At 63.8% G+C, this 19,808-nt stretch carries 19 protein-coding genes and 1 pseudogene; 13 read left to right on the top strand and 7 right to left on the bottom strand.

The genetic code is table 11. The annotated features are described in order from the left end of the window. Positions 1-26: 26 nt before the first annotated feature. Positions 27-1,169, bottom strand: a complete 1,143-nt coding sequence (locus ACFSQR_RS15815; protein WP_377730930.1) for a hypothetical protein — start codon at positions 1,167-1,169, stop codon at positions 27-29. A 354-nt stretch (positions 1,170-1,523) separates the two neighbouring features. Here ACFSQR_RS15815 and ACFSQR_RS15810 point away from each other — a divergent pair, with 354 nt between their 5' ends. From ACFSQR_RS15810 to ACFSQR_RS15785, 6 genes are all read left to right on the top strand, one after another. Next, on the top strand, positions 1,524-1,856 hold the full coding sequence (locus tag ACFSQR_RS15810; RefSeq protein ID WP_377730929.1) for a KGG domain-containing protein: 333 nt from the start codon (positions 1,524-1,526) through the stop codon (positions 1,854-1,856). A gap of 197 nt (positions 1,857-2,053) precedes the next feature. Further along, positions 2,054-2,416, top strand: a complete 363-nt coding sequence (locus tag ACFSQR_RS15805; protein WP_377730928.1) for a hypothetical protein — start codon at positions 2,054-2,056, stop codon at positions 2,414-2,416. 15 nt (positions 2,417-2,431) lie between these two features. Continuing rightward, positions 2,432-3,553 carry a M14-type cytosolic carboxypeptidase gene (locus tag ACFSQR_RS15800; protein WP_377730927.1) on the top strand — a complete coding sequence of 374 codons (1,122 nt, stop codon included), beginning with the start codon at positions 2,432-2,434 and terminating at the stop codon, positions 3,551-3,553. Between the two features lie 2 nt (positions 3,554-3,555). Beyond that, entirely contained in the window at positions 3,556-4,020 is a 465-nt protein-coding gene (locus ACFSQR_RS15795; RefSeq protein WP_377730926.1) for a CYTH domain-containing protein, read from the top strand. Between the two features lie 62 nt (positions 4,021-4,082). Beyond that, positions 4,083-5,207: a serine hydrolase domain-containing protein gene (locus ACFSQR_RS15790; protein ID WP_377730925.1), complete on the top strand. Its 1,125-nt coding sequence runs from the start codon at positions 4,083-4,085 to the stop codon at positions 5,205-5,207. A 20-nt stretch (positions 5,208-5,227) separates the two neighbouring features. After that, positions 5,228-6,610, top strand: a complete 1,383-nt coding sequence (locus ACFSQR_RS15785) for a serine hydrolase domain-containing protein (protein WP_377730924.1) — start codon at positions 5,228-5,230, stop codon at positions 6,608-6,610. Positions 6,611-6,689: 79 nt separating this feature from the next. Here the strand turns inward: ACFSQR_RS15785 and ACFSQR_RS15780 are convergent, their stop codons facing one another. The 5 genes from ACFSQR_RS15780 to ACFSQR_RS15760 all read right to left on the bottom strand — a co-directional run bounded on the left by ACFSQR_RS15780 (position 6,690) and on the right by ACFSQR_RS15760 (position 13,417). Further along, positions 6,690-7,949: a DUF2863 family protein gene (locus ACFSQR_RS15780; RefSeq protein WP_377730923.1), complete on the bottom strand. Its 1,260-nt coding sequence runs from the start codon at positions 7,947-7,949 to the stop codon at positions 6,690-6,692. A gap of 209 nt (positions 7,950-8,158) precedes the next feature. Next, positions 8,159-10,870, bottom strand: a complete 2,712-nt coding sequence (gene acnA, locus ACFSQR_RS15775) for an aconitate hydratase AcnA (protein WP_377730922.1) — start codon at positions 10,868-10,870, stop codon at positions 8,159-8,161. Between the two features lie 44 nt (positions 10,871-10,914). Further along, positions 10,915-11,373 carry a hypothetical protein gene (locus tag ACFSQR_RS15770; protein ID WP_377730921.1) on the bottom strand — a complete coding sequence of 153 codons (459 nt, stop codon included), beginning with the start codon at positions 11,371-11,373 and terminating at the stop codon, positions 10,915-10,917. Continuing rightward, on the bottom strand, positions 11,373-12,371 hold the full coding sequence (locus ACFSQR_RS15765) for an HpcH/HpaI aldolase/citrate lyase family protein (RefSeq protein WP_377730920.1): 999 nt from the start codon (positions 12,369-12,371) through the stop codon (positions 11,373-11,375). The genes ACFSQR_RS15770 and ACFSQR_RS15765 overlap by 1 nt, the downstream gene beginning before the upstream one ends. Before the next feature lie 56 nt (positions 12,372-12,427). Beyond that, positions 12,428-13,417 carry a malate dehydrogenase gene (locus ACFSQR_RS15760; protein WP_377730919.1) on the bottom strand — a complete coding sequence of 330 codons (990 nt, stop codon included), beginning with the start codon at positions 13,415-13,417 and terminating at the stop codon, positions 12,428-12,430. A 281-nt stretch (positions 13,418-13,698) separates the two neighbouring features. Here ACFSQR_RS15760 and ACFSQR_RS15755 point away from each other — a divergent pair, with 281 nt between their 5' ends. From ACFSQR_RS15755 to ACFSQR_RS15725, 7 genes are all read left to right on the top strand, one after another. Further along, positions 13,699-14,469, top strand: a complete 771-nt coding sequence (locus ACFSQR_RS15755; RefSeq protein WP_377730918.1) for a GntR family transcriptional regulator — start codon at positions 13,699-13,701, stop codon at positions 14,467-14,469. A 149-nt stretch (positions 14,470-14,618) separates the two neighbouring features. Next, a complete protein-coding gene (gene sdhC, locus ACFSQR_RS15750) occupies positions 14,619-15,038 on the top strand; it encodes a succinate dehydrogenase, cytochrome b556 subunit (RefSeq protein WP_377730917.1) in 420 nt (139 codons plus the stop codon). A gap of 1 nt (position 15,039) precedes the next feature. Further along, entirely contained in the window at positions 15,040-15,411 is a 372-nt protein-coding gene (sdhD, locus tag ACFSQR_RS15745; RefSeq protein WP_377730916.1) for a succinate dehydrogenase, hydrophobic membrane anchor protein, read from the top strand. Between the two features lie 2 nt (positions 15,412-15,413). Continuing rightward, a complete protein-coding gene (gene sdhA, locus ACFSQR_RS15740) occupies positions 15,414-17,192 on the top strand; it encodes a succinate dehydrogenase flavoprotein subunit (RefSeq protein WP_377730915.1) in 1,779 nt (592 codons plus the stop codon). A gap of 10 nt (positions 17,193-17,202) precedes the next feature. Next, complete coding sequence (locus ACFSQR_RS15735; RefSeq protein ID WP_377730914.1) at positions 17,203-17,913, top strand: succinate dehydrogenase iron-sulfur subunit; 711 nt, start codon at positions 17,203-17,205, stop codon at positions 17,911-17,913. 118 nt (positions 17,914-18,031) lie between these two features. Beyond that, positions 18,032-18,298, top strand: coding sequence for a succinate dehydrogenase assembly factor 2 (locus ACFSQR_RS15730; RefSeq protein WP_377730913.1), 267 nt, complete (start codon positions 18,032-18,034; stop codon positions 18,296-18,298). A gap of 49 nt (positions 18,299-18,347) precedes the next feature. Beyond that, on the top strand, positions 18,348-19,649 hold the full coding sequence (locus ACFSQR_RS15725; RefSeq protein WP_377730912.1) for a citrate synthase: 1,302 nt from the start codon (positions 18,348-18,350) through the stop codon (positions 19,647-19,649). 45 nt (positions 19,650-19,694) lie between these two features. On the opposite strand, the pseudogene ACFSQR_RS15720 reads toward ACFSQR_RS15725, so the two are convergent. Further along, positions 19,695-19,808, bottom strand: a pseudogene (locus tag ACFSQR_RS15720) (IS1595 family transposase); the annotation flags it as partial.

Genomic DNA, 19,808 nt, shown 5'->3' with positions numbered 1-19,808 from the left:
GTCCCTCGCAGGACAGTCCCCTCCGTTTAATCAGGCGTCATGTCGGAGCGGCGTCCCACGTTGCTTTGCTGCTCCTGCTTGGTTCCCATGTCGATCTCCTGGCGGTTCGCCGTGTTCGACAGGCCGGTATCGTCATTCATGTCCTGCTCCGCGCTCATGCGCGAACCGCCCGGGCTGCGCGGCATGCCGCCAGCCGAGTCGTTCGAGTAGCGCTGGTTGCCCACATCGTCGTACTGTTCATTGCCGAGCTGCTGGCCGAACTGCTGGCCCGTCTGCGAGCCGGCACGCCCGGTGCTGTCGGTATTGGCGCTGTCGCTCGATCCGCTGAGCTGCGAGCCGCCCGCCGACGAGTCGCGTCCAGCGCCGCCTTGCTGCTGCGATGACTGGCTCGACCGGTCACCGCCCTTATTGAGCGAGGACCGGCCCATCTGGCCGCCACCGTGCGATTGCCCACCCGGGCCACTGGACTGTTGCCCCACCTCGCGCTGCGCATTCTGGTGGCCGGACTCCCTGGTGCCGGTGGATTGGCCGGTGCCTTCGAGGCCGCTGCCGCTGCCGCCTTCCTGCGCCGAGCGGCCGACGTCACCCTGCGCCGGCATGCCAGCGCCTTCCTTCACCACGCGCTTGCCCTGGCCGCTGCCCTGGCCCTGCCTGGTATCGGCACCCTCGTGGCCGCCGCTGCTTTGTGCATGCTGGCCCTGGCCGGTGCCGTACAGGGTCGAGCCGCCCTTGTTCTGCCCGCCCGTTTTCAGGTCGGGACGATCCTGCGACTGCTGCGACAGGCCGTCGGCCAGCGGCTGCTGGCCGGAACCCTGTTTGTTTTGCTGCGAGCCGGCGTCGCCTTGCCACTGCTGCGAACCCTGTTCGCCCACCCGCGACTGCTGGGCGCTCAGGTCGCCCTGCGACTGGCCTGCGCCGCCGGTGCCGGCGCCGCGCTCGGTCTGCGACGATCCGATGTCGCCCTGCGACTGTTGCGACCCGCCCTGTGCCGCGCCTTGCGATGGCTTGGTGCCCGATTGCTTGTTGCCGCCGCCGGGCATCCCGGTGCCTTCGGCGCTGGACTGTTTGCTGTAATTTTCGGTCGTGCCGCCGCGTGCGGACGACACCGATTTCTCGTTCGCCATATTGTCCGTCTGGTTGTTCTCCTGACTGCGTTGGTTCGAATTCATCTTTTGTTCCCTCCGGTTGAATCGACGCCTGTACGGCGTCCACACATCGATGATGCTCCGCAGGAGCGTCCGGCAGTATCGGCGCAGGGACCACAGGGTTGTAGGAGCGGGCCCACCCTGTCTGCGGTCATTGACTTTGAGTGGCTCAGCATTTCCTCCGCTCTACGGTGTTGAATTTGGGTACGAAAATCTGACCAGTAGTCCTACATGAGCATCGCGTAGCGTCCTATACCTGCACCTGTCCCTGCTCACTAACATGGTCCTGCCTGATCGTCATCGCGAGCAGTCGAGTTCGTTTTGGCGGTCGGAAAATCACCTTCCGCACAGGCGGAAAAACAATTATGGGAGATAACCATGGCAAGTAACCAAGGTGGCAATAAAGGCGGCGGCCAGCGCAGCGGCAGCCAGCAAAGTGGCGGTAACCAGGGCGGCAGCCAGGGCAAGGGCGGTAGCCAGCAGAGCGGCACCAGCAACCGCGGCTTTGCATCGATGGACCCTGCACGCCAGCGCGAAATCGCTTCGGAGGGCGGCAAGGCTGCTCACGAAAAAGGTACTGCACACGAGTTCACTTCCGAGGAAGCACGTCGCGCAGGCTCGATGAGCCATGGCGGCGGCAGCCAGCAATCGGGCAAAGGCGGCTCGGGCGGTGGTTCCGGCGGTGGCAACAAATCCGGCGGCAACCGCTAAGCACTGACTACGTGCCGCAGGTCCGCGGGGGACTGGGCGGCAACGTCATGACACAGGGGAGCGCAAGCTCCCCTTTTGCTTTTCAAATCGTGCCCGGGGCCAAAACTATGCGGTAGAATCCGAAGCGCTTTTTTCAAAATATCTACCGAAGGACCATCGTGGCAAAAGTAGTGTTCCGTGAAGTCAAGAGTATGTACATGGCCCTCGATTCCGTGGGCAACCTCCTGCTTGCAAAATTTTCCTTCCATGGGGGCCAGGACGTCTGCGTGCTGATCCCGGCATCGGTCGTGTTCTGGATGTTGCGTCACCTGCCGGTCAACCAGGATCCCAACTTGCCGCCGCCGGCCAAGGTGCCGGAGCTGTACCGCGAAGACTGGGACCTCGATACCCCGCGCGTGATGAGCGTGAACTGCCAGCAGTTCCAGGACGCGCTGCGCATCACGATGGACATGTCGCGCAAGCCTGACCTCACCATCCTGCTGAACCGGACCAACATCGAACTGATGCGCCGCTTCTTCTCCGCTTACGCCAGCGAACTGGTGGACCTCGACGCCGAGTAAACAAAAAGGACAGCCATGCCAATCAAGATCAGCCAGCATTTCGACTCCGGGTCGATTGAAGTCGTGAAGGCCGAAAAGGCCGACGCCATCGACCTGAACCTGCGCTCCGACTCGCATGCGGACATCCATCAGTGGTTCCACTTCCGCCTCCAGGGTGCGCGTGGACAGGCCTGCACGATCCGCTTCCTGAACGCCGGCAAGGCGACCTATGCGCCGGGCTTCGACGGCTACAGCGTGTGCGCGAGCTACGACACCGAGAACTGGTTCCGCGTGCCGACCAGCTTCGACGGCAACGTGATGACCGTGCACTTCACCCCGGAACTCGACAGCGTGTACTTCGCGTACTTCGAGCCGTATTCGTGGGAGCGCCATCTGCGCCTGCTGGGCGAAGTGGCCGAGAACCCGGTCGCGCGCGTGCACGACATCGGCAGCACGGTCGATGGGCGCGACATGAACCTGGTCGTGATCGGCAATCCTGCGGCGGAAAAGAAAATCTGGGTGATCGCGCGCCAGCATCCCGGCGAGACGATGGCCGAGTGGTTTGTCGAAGGCATGATGGATGCGCTGCTCGACAACGCCAACCCGGTATCGCGCAAGCTGCTGCAGCGCGCCGTCTTCTACATCGTCCCGAACATGAACCCGGACGGCTCCGTGCGCGGCAACCTGCGCACCAACGCGGCCGGCGCGAACCTGAACCGCGAGTGGATGACGCCATCGAAGGAGCGCAGCCCGGAAGTGCTGTGCGTGAAGGAGAAGATCCACGAGACCGGCGTCGACATGTTCTTCGACATCCATGGCGACGAAGCGCTGCCGTACAACTTCGTGGCCGGCAACGAGATGCTGACCGACTTCACGCCCGAGCGCATGGCGCGCCAGCAGAAGTTCGTCCAGCACTACATGGAATCGAGCCCGGACTTCCAGAACGTGTTCGGCTACGAAGCGAGCAAGTACAACGAAGAGCTGCTCACGCTGGCGTCCAAGTACATCGGCCACACCTTCAAGTGCCTGTCGCTGACGCTGGAAATGCCGTTCAAGGACAACGCCAACCTGCCTGACCACCACGTCGGCTGGAACGGCGCGCGTTCCATCGAACTGGGCAAGGCCATCCTGCAGCCGATCCTGCTGTCGCTGGACTGACGGTGGGCGTCGAGATCGAACGCAAGTTCCTTCTCGCCGGCGAGGGCTGGCGCGGGCAGGGCGACAGTGTCCTGCTGCGCCAGGGCTACCTGTGCTCCGACCCGTCGCGCGTCGTGCGCGTGCGGGTCGAGGGCTCGCAGGGCACCCTCACCATCAAGGGCAAGAGCACGGGCGCCACGCGCGGCGAATGGGAATACCCCATCCCGCTGGACGAGGCCAACGAACTGCTCGACCGCCTGTGCGAACAGCCCCTCATCGAAAAGTACCGTCACCGCATCGCGCACGCCGGCCATATTTGGGAAGTGGACGAATTCCTGGGCGCGAACGCCGGCCTGGTCGTGGCCGAAATCGAACTGCGTACGGAGGACGAAGCCTTCGAGCGCCCCGTGTGGATCGGCGCCGAAGTCACGCACGACGCCCGCTACTTCAACTCCAACCTCATGCGCCACCCCTACACCCGCTGGTAACCCCGAAATGGGGACAGACCCCATTTCGAAAATGGGGTCTGTCCCCATTTTTTGGAGAAGTCATGTACATCAAGACGAGCCTGATCGCAGCATGCGCCGCATTCACCTTCACCGCCTCCGCCCAGGCGCCGTACTTTCCGCCTGAAGGCACGTGGGCGAGGAAATCCGCCGCCGAGATGGGTATGGATCCGGCAGCGCTGGCAGCCGCCATTTCGTATGCGCAGTCCCGCGAAACCGAACGCGCCATCGACTTCTCAGACCAGGAAAAGACTTTCGGTACGCTGCTCGGTTCGATGCCGACCAAGCGCGCGCGCACCAACGGGGTGGTGATCTACAAGGGCTACGTGGTCGCCGAGTTCGGGGAGACCACGGCCGTCGATCCGACCTATTCGGTCGCCAAAAGCATGCTCGCCACCGTCGCCGGCATCGGCGTGCGCGACGGCCGCATCGCGGTGGACGAGCCGGTCGCCAGGCGCGTCGCCGACGGCGGCTACGCGTCCCCGCACAACGGCCGCATCACCTGGAAGATGCACCTGCAGCAGGAATCGGAGTGGGAAGGCGATATGTGGGGCAAGAAGGACGACTTCGTCGGCACTGCGGCATTCGGTGCCGGAGAGCGCAAGCCGCGCGAACGCAAGGCGCCGGGCAGCTTCTACGAATACAACGACGTGCGCATCAACCGCTTTGCGCTGTCGCTGCTGCGCGCGATGGACAAGAGCGTGCCGCAGGTATTCGAGCAGGAAGTAATGGACCCGATCGGCGCGTCGAATTCCTGGAAGTGGGTCCCGTACCACAACAGCTACGTCGAGCATGGCGGCAAGCGGGTCGAGTCGGTCAGCGGCGGTACGCGCTGGGGCGGCGGCATGTGGATCAATTCCTGGGACATGGCGCGCTTCGGCTACCTGTGGCTGCGCGGCGGCACGTGGAACGGCAGGCAGGTACTGCCGCCGGCGTACGTGAAGGACGCGCTGACGCCGAGCGCCAACGGCCCGGACTACGGCTACCTGTGGTGGCTGAACACGAAGGGCAAGAACCTGCCGGGCCTTCCGGCGAACGCCTACGCGGCGCTGGGCGCGGGCAGCAATACCATCGTCGTCTCGCCGGACCATGACCTTGTCATCGTCTGGCGCTGGCACGCGGGCAATCCGGCGGAACTGGCCAAGCGCGTCATTGCCGCCATTCGTTAAAACAAATAAGGACAATAACAATGTTAAAAATGGGGATGCAGGCCCGCGCCATGCTGGCGCTGGCCGCCTGCGCGGCGATGAGCAATGCGCACGCCGATGCGCTGGACGACGCCATCAACGCGGAGATCAAGCGCCGTAACGTGGCGGGCGTCGGTATCGCCGTCGTCAAGGACGGCAAGATCATCCGGGAGCAGGGCTACGGACTGGCGAACATAGAGCACAGGGTGCCGGTCAGCGCCAGGACCGTGTTCCAGTCCGGCTCAGTCGGCAAGCAGTTCACCGCGGCGCTGGTGCTGCTGCTGGCGCAGGACGGCAAGCTGACCCTCGACGATCCGGTGGCGAAGCACCTGGCCAATACGCCGGACGCATGGAAGGCCATCACCATCCGCCACCTGCTGACCCACACCTCGGGCCTGGGCGACCCGTACGACAAGCTTGACATGCGCAAGGACTATACGGACGAGGAGCTGATCGCGCTGGAGGCGACCATTCCGGTACTGTTCGCGCCCGGCGAGAAATTCTCGTACAGCAATATGGGTTACCACCTGCTGGGCTTCATCTGCAACAAGGTGGGCGGCAAGTTCTATGGCGACCAGCTGCGCGAGCGCATCTTCGAACCGCTCGGCATGAGCACGCGCGTGATCAACGAGGCGGACATCATCCCGCACCGCGCTGCCGGCTACGAGTTCGTGGACGGGAATCTGAAGAACCAGAATTGGGTTGCGCCCAAGCTGAACACCACGGCTGACGGCAGCTTGTACCTGACCGCGCGCGACCTGGCCATCTGGGACCAGGCACTACACAGCGGGAAGATCCTCAGCAAGCAGTTGCAGGAGGCCGTGTACACGCCGGCGAAGCTGAACGACGGATCGCATACCACTTACGGGTTCGGCTGGTTCGTCACCAAACACAATGGCCACAAGCTGATCTCCCACGGCGGCGCATGGCAGGGCTTCCTCTCGACGATGAACCGCTTCGTCGACGACAAGCTGACGGTCATCGTGCTGGCCAATTCGACCAATGCGCGTCCGGGCAAGCTTGCGGAGATAGTGGCGAGCCACTATATTCCCGCGCTCGCCACGGTGCCGGCCAAGCCGATCGCGGACAGCAATCCGGCCTTCACGGCGCAGCTGCGTGAGGTGATCGCCGACATCGCTGCGGACAAGCTTCCGAAGGGCTTCACTGACGATCAGGTGGCGAAGCTCACGCCGGCGATGAAGTACTTCAGCAAGGGGATTCGTGAACTGGGTGCGCTGCGTTCGGTCGCGCTGCTGTCGGTGAAGGACGAGGGCGAGTCGCGGCAGTACCGGTACCGCTATGTGTTCGAGAAGGATCCGATGATCGTGTCGGCCAGGATCAACAAGGCGGGGCTGATCGAACGGTTCGGGCTCGGGCTCGAGTAGTGATGGAATTGGCGGAATCGGCCATGTTTGGGCCGATTCCGCCAGAACAGCAAGGACAGCGGCGCAGTCCCCTGGCCTCTTAGTGGAAGTGCTCGGAGCCGACCGGCGCGTCTTCCGGCATTTCGGGATGCACCAGTTCGCCGGTAGGGTCGGCGAACAGCGGGGCGCCGCAGTCGTCGCAGTACTCGGCGACGAAGCGCTCGTTGTGGCGCTTGATGTGCATGACGCCGGCCTCGTTCAGGCAGGCCACGATTTCTTCGTACGGCGTGGGCTGCGTGCCCAGTTCGCCCAGCGCGACCAGTCCTTCGATCGGCGTGCCTTCCTCATCCTCCTGGCCGTACAGCGGCCACACGATGCCATAGACGACATCGGTGCTCTGGCGCATGGTGAAGGCGACACGGTATTCGTCCACCTGCGCTTCGCTTTCCTCTTCGCCGAAGCCGGCCACCACGGCGCGCAGCTCGTTCGGCTCGACGCCCAGCGTGTTGGTCAGATAATGCACGGCGGCGCGGATCGAGATCGGGCGGATCAGCTTGTCGGCTTCGCGGCAGGCGACGTAGTACGCCTCCGGCAGCAGGAGTTCGACGCCGCAGCCCGGCATCAGGCGCGAGACGTTCGGCGTGGCCTGCGTCTGCCATTGCTCCAGGCAGTTCGCACGCACGGCCTGGAAGCTGGCCTGGTGCTCCGGCTCCTGCCAGCGGAAGATCGGGGCGCCGTGCGGCACCACCACGGCGACCAGCAGGTAGCGGGTGTCGGCCAGGAAGGGCGCCGTTTCAGGCGCCTTGAGCTGCAGCTTGACGGCGGCGTGCTTGTACGCGGCCTGCGCCAGCTTGTGCGTCATGGCGTAGGTTTCGGAGTGCGAGCGCGGCAGCTGGTCGATCGAGAACAGCATCGGCGCCATCGCCATGCGGGTGCCCTCGGACAGCAGGTGGGCGGCGAAGTGCGCGGACAGGGTCGAGAGCAGGTCGGCCGGCACCGGGCCGGACGCGATCGAGAAGCGGGTCCAGGCCAGGATCGGCGCGGCCACCAGCAGGGCGTCGTAGCGCTTTTCGGTGCCGTCTTCCTGTTCGAGCAGGAAGGACGATTCGCTGACCGCTTCCACGCCCTCCATCAGCACGTCGTAGGCGGGCAGGTCGTCCTTGAACAGGTTGTTCAGGGCGTTGTCGATGGTGTCCTGGTGGCCCGAGCGCAGCAGGCGTTGCAGCGAGCTGTCGAGGTGGTGTTCCAAGGACCGTTCCTCGACGCGGCTAGCGGCTTGCACGATGGCCTGTGCAAGGCCTGCCAGGCGCTGGCCTTCGGCAGACAGTTTGAGGGATGAATCTTTGGATGGACGACGCATATTTCTTTCTCGGTGAGGGATGTTAGCTTAACAATCCATATTGTAGTTGATTCTGGGGGACTGTCCCGAAAGGGACTGTGTCCGGATCTTCGGGGCAGGCAGGGCGCGGGCCAAAAACCGGAAGGCGGTCCCTGCGGGGACGGTCCCCAGCCGCCAAGCCCAAAAAAAACGCCGGCTGAGCCGGCGTTCTTGTCTGCGGGGCAGGGCGCTTACGCGGCCAGCAGCTGGCGCAGGACGAACGGCAGGATGCCGCCGTGCTTGTAGTAGTCCACTTCGATCGGGGTGTCGATGCGCAGCAGGACGGTGACTTCCTGCTTCTCGCCGCCCTTGCGGTGGATGACCAGGGTGCACAGCTGTTGCGGCTTGATCTCGCCGTCCAGGCCGACCAGGTCGTAGGTCTCTTCGCCGGTGATGCCGAGCGACTGCACGGAATCGTCGCCGACGAACTGCAGCGGCAGCACGCCCATGCCGACCAGGTTGGAACGGTGGATGCGCTCGAACGAACGGCAGATGACCGCCTTCACGCCCAGCAGCTGGGTGCCCTTGGCCGCCCAGTCGCGCGAGGAGCCGGTACCGTACTCTTCGCCGCCGAACACCATGGTCGGGACGCCGTCGCCGATGTACTGCATCGCCGCGTCGTAGATCGACATCTGCTTGCCGGTCGGCTGGTGGATGGTGATGCCGCCTTCGACTGCCGAGCCGTCCGCCTTGGCCGGGATCATCTTGTTCTTGATGCGCACGTTGGCGAAGGTGCCGCGCATCATGATCTCGTGGTTGCCGCGGCGCGAGCCGTAGGAGTTGAAGTCCGCCTTCTGGACGCCGTGCGCCAGCAGCCACTTGCCTGCCGGGCCGTCTTCCTTGATCGAGCCGGCCGGGGAGATGTGGTCGGTGGTGATCGAGTCGCCGAACACGCCCAGCGCGCGCGCGCCCTTGATGTTGCCGGCTGCCTGCTTCGGCTTCATCTCGAAGCCTTCGAAGAACGGCGGCTCGGCGATGTAGGTCGACTCAGGCCAGTTGTAGACCTGGCCTTCGGTGGTCGAGACGTTTTCCCACAGCTTGCCCGGGTTGCCCTTGACGTCGGCGTAGTTCTTCTTGAACGTGTCCGAGTTCATCGCGAACTTCATCAGCTTGCCGATTTCCTGCGAGGTCGGCCAGATGTCGCCCAGGTAGATGTCGCGGCCGTCCTTGCCCACGCCGACCGGCTCGGTCATCAGGTCGCGGGTCATGTTGCCGGCGATCGCGTAGGCGACCACCAGCGGCGGCGATGCCAGGAAGTTCGAACGGATGTTCGGGTGGATACGCGCTTCGAAGTTGCGGTTGCCCGACAGGACTGCCGAGGCGACGATGTCGTTCGAGATGATCGCCTGGTTCAGTTCCGGGGTCAGGTCGCCGGCGTTGCCGATGCAGGTGGTGCAGCCGTACGCGGTGACGCCAAAGCCCAGCTGTTCCAGGTAGGTCAGCAGGCCGGCCGCTTGCAGGTATTCGGTGACGACGCGCGAGCCGGGCGCCAGCGAGGTCTTGATGTGCGGAGCGACGGACAGGCCGGCTTCCACGGCCTTCTTGGCCAGCAGGCCGGCGGCCAGCAGCACGCTCGGGTTGGAGGTGTTGGTGCACGAGGTGATCGCTGCAATCAGCACGTCGCCGTTCTTCACGTCCACGCCGTTGGTGGTGGTGTAGGTCTTGTGCAGGTCGAGCGGGTTCTTGTTGAAGCCGTTTTCGGTGGTCGGCTTGGAGAACAGTTCGATGAAGTTGTTCTTGACGTTGCCGATTTCGATACGGTCCTGCGGACGCTTCGGACCGGCCAGCGACGGGGTCACGCTGGACAGGTCGAGGTTGACCACGCGGGTGTAGTCGATCTCGCCTTCAGCAGGGACGCCGAACAGGTTCTGCGCCTTGAAGTAGCTCGCGAACGCGTCGATTTCTTCCGCGGTGCGGCCGGTGCCTTCGAAGTAGTCGACGGTCGCTTCGTCCACCGGGAAGAAGCCCATGGTCGCGCCGTATTCGGGCGCCATGTTGGCGATGGTGGCGCGGTCGGTCAGCGACAGCGTGCGGGTGCCTTCGCCGAAGAATTCGACGAACTTGCCGACCACTTTTTCGCGGCGCAGCAGTTCGGTGATGGTCAGCACCAGGTCGGTCGCGGTGCAGCCTTCGCGCAGGGCGCCGGTCAGGTTCACGCCGATCACGTCCGGGGTCAGGAAGTAGACTGGCTGGCCCAGCATGCCGGCTTCCGCCTCGATGCCGCCCACGCCCCAGCCGACCACGCCGATGCCGTTGATCATGGTGGTGTGCGAGTCGGTGCCGACCAGGGTGTCCGGGTAGAACACGCCGTCGCCGGCCTTGTGCACGCCGCGCGCCAGGTATTCCAGGTTGACCTGGTGGACGATGCCGAAGCCCGGCGGCACGACGCCGAAGGTGTCGAATGCCTGCATGCCCCACTTCATGAACTGGTAGCGCTCGTTATTGCGCGAGAATTCCAGCTTCATGTTCAGGTCCAGCGCCTTCGGCTCGCGGAAGTGGTCGATGGTGACCGAGTGGTCGACCACCAGGTCCACCGGGACCAGCGGCTCGATGTTCTTCGGGTTCTTGCCCATCTTGGCGGCGACGTTGCGCATCGCGGCCAGGTCGGCCAGCAGGGGAACGCCGGTGAAGTCCTGCAGCACCACGCGCGCCACCACGAACGGGATCTCGTCGGTACGCTCGGCAGTCGCGCCCCAGTTGGCCAGCTGCTTGACGTGCTCTTCGGTGACCTTCTTGCCGTCGCAGTTACGCAGCACGGATTCCAGCACGATACGGATCGATACCGGCAGGCGCGAGATGTTCACGCCAAGGCTCTTCTCGAGGGCAGGCAGCGAGTAGAACTTGCCTTTCTTGCCGCCGGCAAGGTTGAAATCCTTGAGCGTGTTGAGGGTATTGCGGGACATGAACTCTCCTTCGTTAGGACTTGTTATTCGATTAAATCTTGATGTCAGCCCTGGGACGCTTGCTCAGGGTTTTTGCAGTTGTTGGCCAGCTGGCGGCCCAGCTTCGAGTCGAGCAGGATGCCCTTGGTCGGAATGCCGATCCAGACCAGGCCGCGCAGCGGGTTCTCGAAGCGCAGCGCGCCGGTGGTGGTGCCGACCCGCGTCAGGCGGATCAGCTTTTTCTTCCAGCGCAGCGCGATGGTGGCCGTGTCGCTGCTGTTCTCGTAGATCGTCAGGGTGTTGCCAAGCTCGCACTTGTACTCGACCGCGGTGGCGCCGCTGATGTCCGGTTCGTCCGCATCCTGGCCCTGTTCGGCGGCTGGCTCGGCGTTCTTTTTGCCGGACTTCTTCTTGACGGCGGCAGGCTTCTGTTCAACGGCATGGGCGGCGCCGGACGCGCACAGCGCGGAGGCGGCAAACGCAAGCGCGATGGCTGCGAGAGGCTTGGAGAGGAGGGATGACATCAGGCAGGTTCCGTTGGACGTTCATGGTTGACCAGCGCGGCAGCTGCGTCGGGCAGCGGCAGTCCGGCCAGTTTTGCACGCTGCAAAACGGTCCAATAATATCGGTAGCTCGCGCGGTCGTGCAAGCGGCCATGTTGCGCAATTGGTCCCCAATTGGCGGTCATGGCTTCCTGCAGGATGGCGGTGGCCTCGGCCACTTCCGACAGGCGCGGGGTGAATGCCTTCAGGATCGGCTTGACCTGGTCCGGGTGGATGCTCCACATGCGGGTGTAGCCGAATTCGGCCGCGGCGCGCTGGGCGTCGTTGGCAACCACCGCCGAATCCTTGATCTCGGTGGTGACGTTATGCGACGGCACCTTGCCGTGGGCATGGCAGGCGGCGGCGATTTCCAGCTTGGCGCGCACCACCAGCGGGTGGGTGAACTGGCCCGGGGTGCGCATCGCCGCGGCAGGAATCGCGCCGTAGTGCGCGGAGACGAAGTCCATGATGCCGAACGAGAGCGACTCGACCGCCGGCAGGGCGGCGATGTCGTAGGCGTCGCGCAGGGCGCCGTGGGTCTCGATCAGGATGTGGACCGGCATGTGGGAGCGGCCGGCGCGCACGGCGCGGGCGTGGATCACGTCTGCGGCGCGGGCGGCGTCTTCCAGCGACTCGGCTTTCGGCACCACCACGTAGGCGATGCGCGCCGCGGCCGCGCCGATGATGATTTCGATGTCGTGCTCGAAGTGCGGGCTGTTGACGTCGTGTACGCGCACGCCGATGCGGTTGAAGCGGTTGTCGTCGCTGTTGAGGAGCTGCGCGACCAGCTGCGCGTGCTCCTTCTCGGCGCCGGCGGCGGCGCCGTCCTCGCAGTCGAACGTGATGTCGAATACGGGGCCAAGCTCTTGTTGCAGAGCCATCGACTTGCGCATCAGCTTCTCCGAGCCGGCGTAGTGGTCGCAGGCGGGGAGCAGCAGCGGCTGCCGTTTATTCTGGAACAAGACCTCGGTTGGGTGCATGGGAAAAAACCGGTTAAAGCGTCGTCCCCACCTGCGCGGGGACGACAGGCAGGTGATTACTTCAGCAGGTGGGCAACGCCATCACGCTCTTCGGTCAGTTCCTTGAGGGTGAGGTTGATGCGCTCTTGCGAGAACTCGTCGATCGCCAGGCCCTGGACGATCTTGTATTCGCCGTTCTCGGTGGTGACCGGGAAGCCGAACATGGTGCCTTCAGGGATGCCGTACGAACCGTCCGACGGAATGCCCATGGTGGTCCACTTGCCGTTGGTGCCCAGCATCCAGTCGCGCATGTGGTCGATGGCCGCGTTGGCCGCCGATGCCGCCGACGACAGGCCGCGCGCTTCGATGATCGCGGCGCCGCGCTTGCCCACGGTTGGCAGGAAGGTGTCGCGGTTCCATGCGTCGTCGTTGATCATGTCTTTCACCGACTGGCCGTCGATGGTGGCGAAACGGTAGTCCGCGTACATCGTTGGCGAGTGGTTGCCCCACACGATCATCTTTTCGATCGCAGCGACCGGCTTGCCGGTCTTGGCAGCGACTTGCGACAGGGCGCGGTTGTGGTCCAGGCGCAGCATCGCGGTGAAGTTCTTGGCCGGCAGGGAAGGGGCCGACTTCATGGCGATGTAGGCGTTGGTGTTGGCTGGGTTGCCGACCACCAGGACCTTGACGTTGCGCGAAGCGACGGCGTCCAGTGCCTTGCCCTGCACGGTGAAGATCTGCGCGTTCGCTTCCAGCAGGTCCTTGCGTTCCATGCCCGGGCCGCGTGGGCGTGCGCCCACCAGCAGGGCGACGTCGGCGTCCTTGAACGCGGTCATCGGGTCCGAGTGCGCGGTCATTTCGACCAGCAGCGGGAATGCGCAGTCGTCCAGTTCCATCATCACGCCCTTAAGCGCCTTCTGCGCTTTTTCGTCAGCGATTTCCAGCAGCTGCAGGATGACCGGCTGGTCTTTGCCCAGCATGTCGCCGCTGGCGATGCGGAACAGCAGGGAATAGCCGATCTGGCCGGCGGCGCCGGTCACAGCGACGCGCATTGGGGTTTTAGCCATGATGAATCTCCAAAGTGGGAAAGAAAACTGGTCTGGCGGCCACGCGGGGCCTGGTCAAGATATCTATGATACCAAAAACGCATCGGCGGCACTGTGCGCCACATCGTCCCCGCGGAGGCGGGGATGACGTTGTGGTGGACACGCGCACGGCGCCCGGATCGACCGCGAGTGTAGGCGCGCAAGCACTATCTGTCAATTCATATCATATGTCTTATATAAGACATCTTTTGACCCGGCCGCCGACTGGACGCGCATAGGTATTTGTGGTGAAATCGCGGTCTATGAGCCAAGTTCCGACCACGAATAACCAGAACACCCCGGCAGCGGGCGCGGCTTCACCGACTTTTTCTCCGCTCTACCAGCAGATCAAGGCGCTCATCACGCAGAGCCTGCAATCGGGCGAGTGGAAGCCGGGCGAACTGATTCCCAGCGAAGTCGAGCTGGCCGGCCGCTTCAAGGTCAGCCAGGGCACCGTGCGCAAGGCGATCGACGAGCTGGCCGCCGAGAACCTGGTGGTGCGCCGCCAGGGCAAGGGCACCTTCGTCTCCACCCACCACGAGGAGCGTGCCCATTTCCGCTTCCTGCGCCTGGTGCCGGACGAGGGCGTGCCCCACCATCCCGACAGCCGCATCCTCGAAGTCAAACGCATGCGCGCGCCGGCGGAAGTGGCGCGCCTGCTGGAACTGAAGTCCGGCGACGCGGTCGTCTATATCAAGCGCGTGATGGCGTTCGACAAGGAGCCGACCATCCTGGAGGAGCTGTGGCTGCCCGGCCAGATGTTCAAGGGCCTGACCGCCGAGCGCCTGATCGAGTACAAGGGGCCGATGTACGGCCTGTTCGAATCCGAGTTCGGCACGCGCATGATCCGCGCCACCGAGAAGCTGCGCGCGATCGCGGCCGACGCCGGCGCTGCCCAGCACCTGAAAGTCGCGGAAGGGTCGCCGCTGCTGTGCGCCGAGCGCGTCTCGTTCACCTACGGTGACAAGGCCGTCGAGCTGCGCCGCGGCCTGTACCTGACCGCCCACCACCACTACCTGAGCGAGTTGTCCTGACGGCCGCCGGCCTGTTGTGAATTGAATACGTTGTCTTAAGGAACTCAAAGTTTTTCGTTCGTCATGTCCCGATCGCTTGGTGCAGCAGGGAAAAATCGGCGAAAATTGCGGGTTACATCATTTTTGCAGTCATAGATGGGGAGGTCTGTATGTCCGAAGCCGTGAAAACCGCAACAAAAGAGCGGCCTCAAATCCGTAACATCCACATTACGGATCTAATGCGTTATCGCTTGCCAGTGCCAGGCATCGTCTCGATCCTGCACCGCATCAGCGGCGCGGTCCTGTTCCTGGCCCTGCCGTTCCTGCTCTACCTCTTCGAGCTGAGCATCCGTTCCGAGATCTCGTACGCCGAAATGGGCGGCGTCATCGAACACCCTGTCGCCAAGCTGGTGCTGGTGGTGCTGGCCTGGGGCTACCTGCAGCACTTCTTCGCAGGCATCCGCCACCTGGTCATGGATACCCACATCGGCCTGGACAAGCAGTCCGCGCGCAAGAGCGCTGGCACCGTGCTGGTCCTGACCGCGATCACGACCCTGCTGGTAGCACTGAAACTGTTTGGAGTATTCTGAGATGGCACACAATAACAACGGTATCGGCCCGAAGCGCCTGGTCGTCGGCGCGCACTACGGCGTCAAGGACTGGCTGGCGCAGCGCGTGACTGCGATCGTGATGGCGGTCTTCACCCTCATCCTGCTGTACCAGTTCTTCACCGCCGAAACCTTCGGCTACGAAGCCTGGGCCGGCCTGTTCGCCAAGCAGTGGTTCAAGCTGTTCACCATGGTGACCTTCCTGGCGCTGTTCTACCACGCCTGGGTCGGCATCCGTAACATCTGGATGGACTACATCAAGCCGGCCGGCCTGCGCCTGGTCCTGCAATCGGCAACCCTGCTGTACCTGATCGCCTGCGCCTTCTACACCGCGCAGATTCTGTGGAGTTATTAATCGTGGCAGCAATCAAATCTGCAATCCCAACCCGCCGCTTCGATGCGGTGATCGTCGGCGCCGGCGGCTCCGGCATGCGCGCCTCGCTGCAGCTGGCTGAAGCCGGCCTGAACGTCGCGGTCCTGTCCAAGGTATTCCCGACCCGCTCGCACACCGTGGCGGCGCAGGGCGGCATCGGCGCCTCGCTCGGCAACATGAGCGAGGACGACTGGTACTGGCACATGTTCGACACCGTCAAGGGCGGCGACTACCTGGGCGACCAGGACGCGATCGAATTCATGTGCCGCGAAGCGCCAAAGGTCGTGTACGAGCTCGAACACTTCGGCATGCCGTTCGACCGCAACCCTGACGGCACCATCTACCAGCGTCCGTTCGGCGGCCACACCGCCAACTTCGGCGAGAAGCCGGTCCAGCGCGCATGCGCGGCGGCCGACCGTACCGGCCACGCGCTGCTGCACACCCTGTACCAGCGCAACGTGCGCGCCCGCACCCACTTCTTCGTGGAGTGGATGGCGCTCGACCTGATCCGCGACGCCGAAGGCGACGTGATCGGCGTGATGGCGCTGGAAATGGAAACCGGCGAATGCATGATCCTGGAAGCGAAGACCACCATCTTCGCCACCGGCGGCGCAGGCCGCATCTTCGCCGCATCGACCAACGCCTTCATCAACACCGGCGACGGCATGGGCATGGCGGCACGCGCCGGCCTGCCGCTGCAGGACATGGAGTTCTGGCAGTTCCACCCGACCGGCGTGTCCGGCGCGGGCGTGCTGATCACCGAAGGCGTGCGCGGCGAAGGCGGCATCCTGATCAACTCGAACGGCGAACGCTTCATGGAGCGCTATGCGCCGACCCTGAAGGACCTGGCGCCACGCGACTTCGTTTCGCGCTCGATGGACCAGGAAATCAAGGAAGGCCGCGGCTGCGGCCCGAACAAGGACCACGTGCTGCTGGACCTGCGCCATATCGGCGCCGAGACCATCATGAAGCGCCTGCCGTCGATCCTCGAAATCGGCCACAAGTTCGCCAACGTGGACGCGACCAAGGAACCTATCCCGGTCGTCCCGACCATCCACTACCAGATGGGCGGCATCCCGACCAACATCCACGGCCAGGTCGTCGCACCTTCCGCGGACGGTTCGCAGAAAGTCGTCAACGGCCTGTACGCGATCGGCGAATGCGCCTGCGTGTCGGTGCACGGCGCCAACCGCCTGGGCACCAACTCGCTGCTCGACCTGGTGGTGTTCGGCCGCGCGGCCGGCAACCACGTCGTCGCGCAGAACCTCAAGCAGAAGGCCAACAAGCCTCTGCCTGCGGACGCCGCCGACCAGGCGCTGGAGCGCCTCAACCGCCTGGAAACCTCGACCGGTTCCGAGCGCGTGCAGGGCGTGGCCAACGACATCCGTTCGACCATGCAGAAGTACTGCGGCGTGTTCCGCACCGACGAACTGCTGGAGCAGGGCTACAAAGAAATCATGGTGCTGGACGAGCGCCGCAAGCACGTCTCGTTCAAGGACAAGTCCAAGGTGTTCAACACCGCCCGCGTGGAAGCGCTGGAACTGGACAACCTGATCGAGACCGCGAAAGCGACCATCTCGTCGGCCGTGGCGCGCAAGGAATCGCGCGGCGCGCACGCCCACCGCGACTACCCGAACCGCGACGACGAAACCTGGATGAAGCACACCCTCTGGTTCTCCGAAGGCAACCGCCTCGAGTACAAGCCAGTCGTCACCAAGCCGCTGACCGTCGACACGTTCAAGCCTAAAGCACGTACCTTCTAAGGTCATTGATATGCCACGTACTGTTAAATTTTCCATCTACCGCTACGATCCGGACAAGGATACGAAGCCATACATGCAGGACCTGACGGTCGAGCTGCAGGACACCGACAAGATGCTGCTGGACGCGCTCCAGCGCATCAAGTCCGACGTGGACGACTCGCTGGCGCTGCGCCGCTCCTGCCGCGAAGGCGTGTGCGGTTCCGACGCGATGAACATCAACGGCAAGAACGGCCTGGCCTGCACCACCAACCTGAACGAGCTGACGCAGCCGATCATGCTGCGTCCTCTGCCAGGCCTGCCGGTGATCCGCGACCTGATCGTCGACATGACCCAGTTCTTCAAGCAGTACGACTCGGTCAAGCCGTTCCTGATCAACGACTCGATCCCGCCCGAGAAAGAACGCCTGCAGACCCCTGCGGAACGCGAAGAACTCGACGGCCTGTACGAGTGCATCCTGTGCGCGTGCTGCTCGACCTCGTGCCCGTCGTTCTGGTGGAACCCGGACAAGTTCGTCGGCCCGGCCGGCCTGCTGCAGGCCTACCGCTTCATCGCCGACTCGCGCGACGAAGCCACCGCCGAGCGCCTGGACAACCTGGAAGACCCGTACCGCCTGTTCCGCTGCCACTCGATCATGAACTGCGTGGACGTGTGCCCGAAGGGCCTGAACCCGAACCGCGCGATTGGCAAGATCAAGGAGCTGCTGGTCCGCCGCGCCATCTAAGGCAAACCGTCGTCCCCGCCCGCGCGGGGATGGCGATCGTGTGTGAATACAGTAGAAGTACCGTACTGCCCGAACCGGCAGCGCGGAGTATCATGTTGACCAGAAACGGAACCAGGCAGTGAACGCACACCAATCCGACCCGGCAAATCGCGCCCGCCTGCGCTGGCGCAGCCGCCGAGGCCTGCTCGAGAACGACCTGATCCTCACGCGCTTCCTCGATGCGCATGAAGAGGGCATGTCGGACGAAGAGGTGGACGCGCTCACCCGCCTGCTGGACCTGTCCGACAACGCGCTGATGGACCTGCTGCTGTCGCGCGCGGAGCCGGAAGGCGAGCTGGATGTGCCGCACGTGCGCGCGCTGCTTGCCCGCCTGCGCCAGGCCTGATTTCCATAACGTTTATTTTTAGTAGCCTCACTCCCAAGAAGGAAGTGTTATGAACATCTCTGATACCAAAGCCACGCTGTCGTTCTCCGATGGCAGCCCATCGCTGGACATGCCGATCTACAAAGGCACGATCGGCCCTGACGTCATCGACATCCGCAAGCTGTACGCGCAGACCGGCAAGTTCACCTACGACCCAGGCTTCATGTCCACCGCATCGTGCAACTCGTCGATCACCTACATCGACGGCGACAAGGGCGAACTGCTGTACCGCGGCTACCCGATCGAACAGCTGGCGGTGAACTGCGACTTCCTCGAGACCTGCTACCTGCTGCTGAACGGCGAACTGCCGAACGCCGCGCAGAAAGAAAAGTTCACCGATACCGTCACCAAGCACACCATGGTGCACGAGCAGATGCAGTTCTTCTTCCGTGGCTTCCGCCGCGACGCGCACCCGATGTCGGTCCTGGTCGGCACCGTCGGCGCGCTGGCATCGTTCTACCACGACTCGCTCGACATCAACGACCCGCACCAGCGCGAAATCTCCGCGATCCGCCTGATCGCCAAGATGCCGACCCTGGTCGCGATGGCCTACAAATACTCGATCGGCCAGCCGTTCGTCTACCCGCGCAACGACTTGTCGTACTCGGCGAACTTCATGCGCATGATGTTCGGTAACCCGTGCGAAGAGTACAAGGTCAACGACGTCCTGGTGCGCGCACTGGACCGCATCCTGATCCTGCACGCGGACCACGAGCAGAACGCATCGACCTCCACCGTCCGCCTGGCCGGTTCCTCGGGCGCGAACCCGTTCGCATGTATCGCAGCGGGCATCGCCTGCCTGTGGGGCCCTGCACACGGCGGCGCGAACGAAGCGGCGCTGAACATGCTGAAGGAAATCGGCTCGGTCGAGAACATCCCTGCCTTCATCGAGAAGGTCAAGGACAAGAACTCCGGCGTCAAGCTGATGGGCTTTGGCCACCGCGTCTACAAGAACTTCGACCCGCGTGCGAAGCTGATGCGCGAAACCTGCCACGAAGTGCTGAACGAACTGGGCCTGCAGGACGACCCGCTGTTCAAGCTCGCGATGGAACTGGAAAAGATCGCCCTGAACGACGAATACTTCGTGTCGCGCAAGCTGTACCCGAACGTGGACTTCTACTCGGGCATCGTGCAGTCGGCGCTGGGCATCCCTGTGTCGCTGTTCACCGGCATCTTCGCGATGGCACGCACCATCGGCTGGATCGCCCAGTGGAACGAGATGATCTCCGATCCGGAGCAGAAGATCGGCCGTCCGCGCCAGCTGTTCATCGGCGCCGCGCCCCGCGACGTGCAGTCGATCGACAAGCGCTGATCGAAAGCGCAAACAAGAAAACGGGCCTCGGCCCGTTTTTTTTGGCTATGTCCACGTTAAGTGTGGGAACACGCCAACTGTGGCGCGCAACATCACCAGCGGATCTTCGATGCGATGCTTGTCGAGTGCCCAGCGCCATCCCAGGTAGTTCGGCAGATA

It is taken from the genome of Pseudoduganella sp. GCM10020061 (assembly GCF_042683405.1).
Classification (GTDB): Bacteria; Pseudomonadota; Gammaproteobacteria; order Burkholderiales; family Burkholderiaceae_D; genus Telluria.
This window is presented reverse-complemented; position numbering and strand designations above follow the sequence as displayed.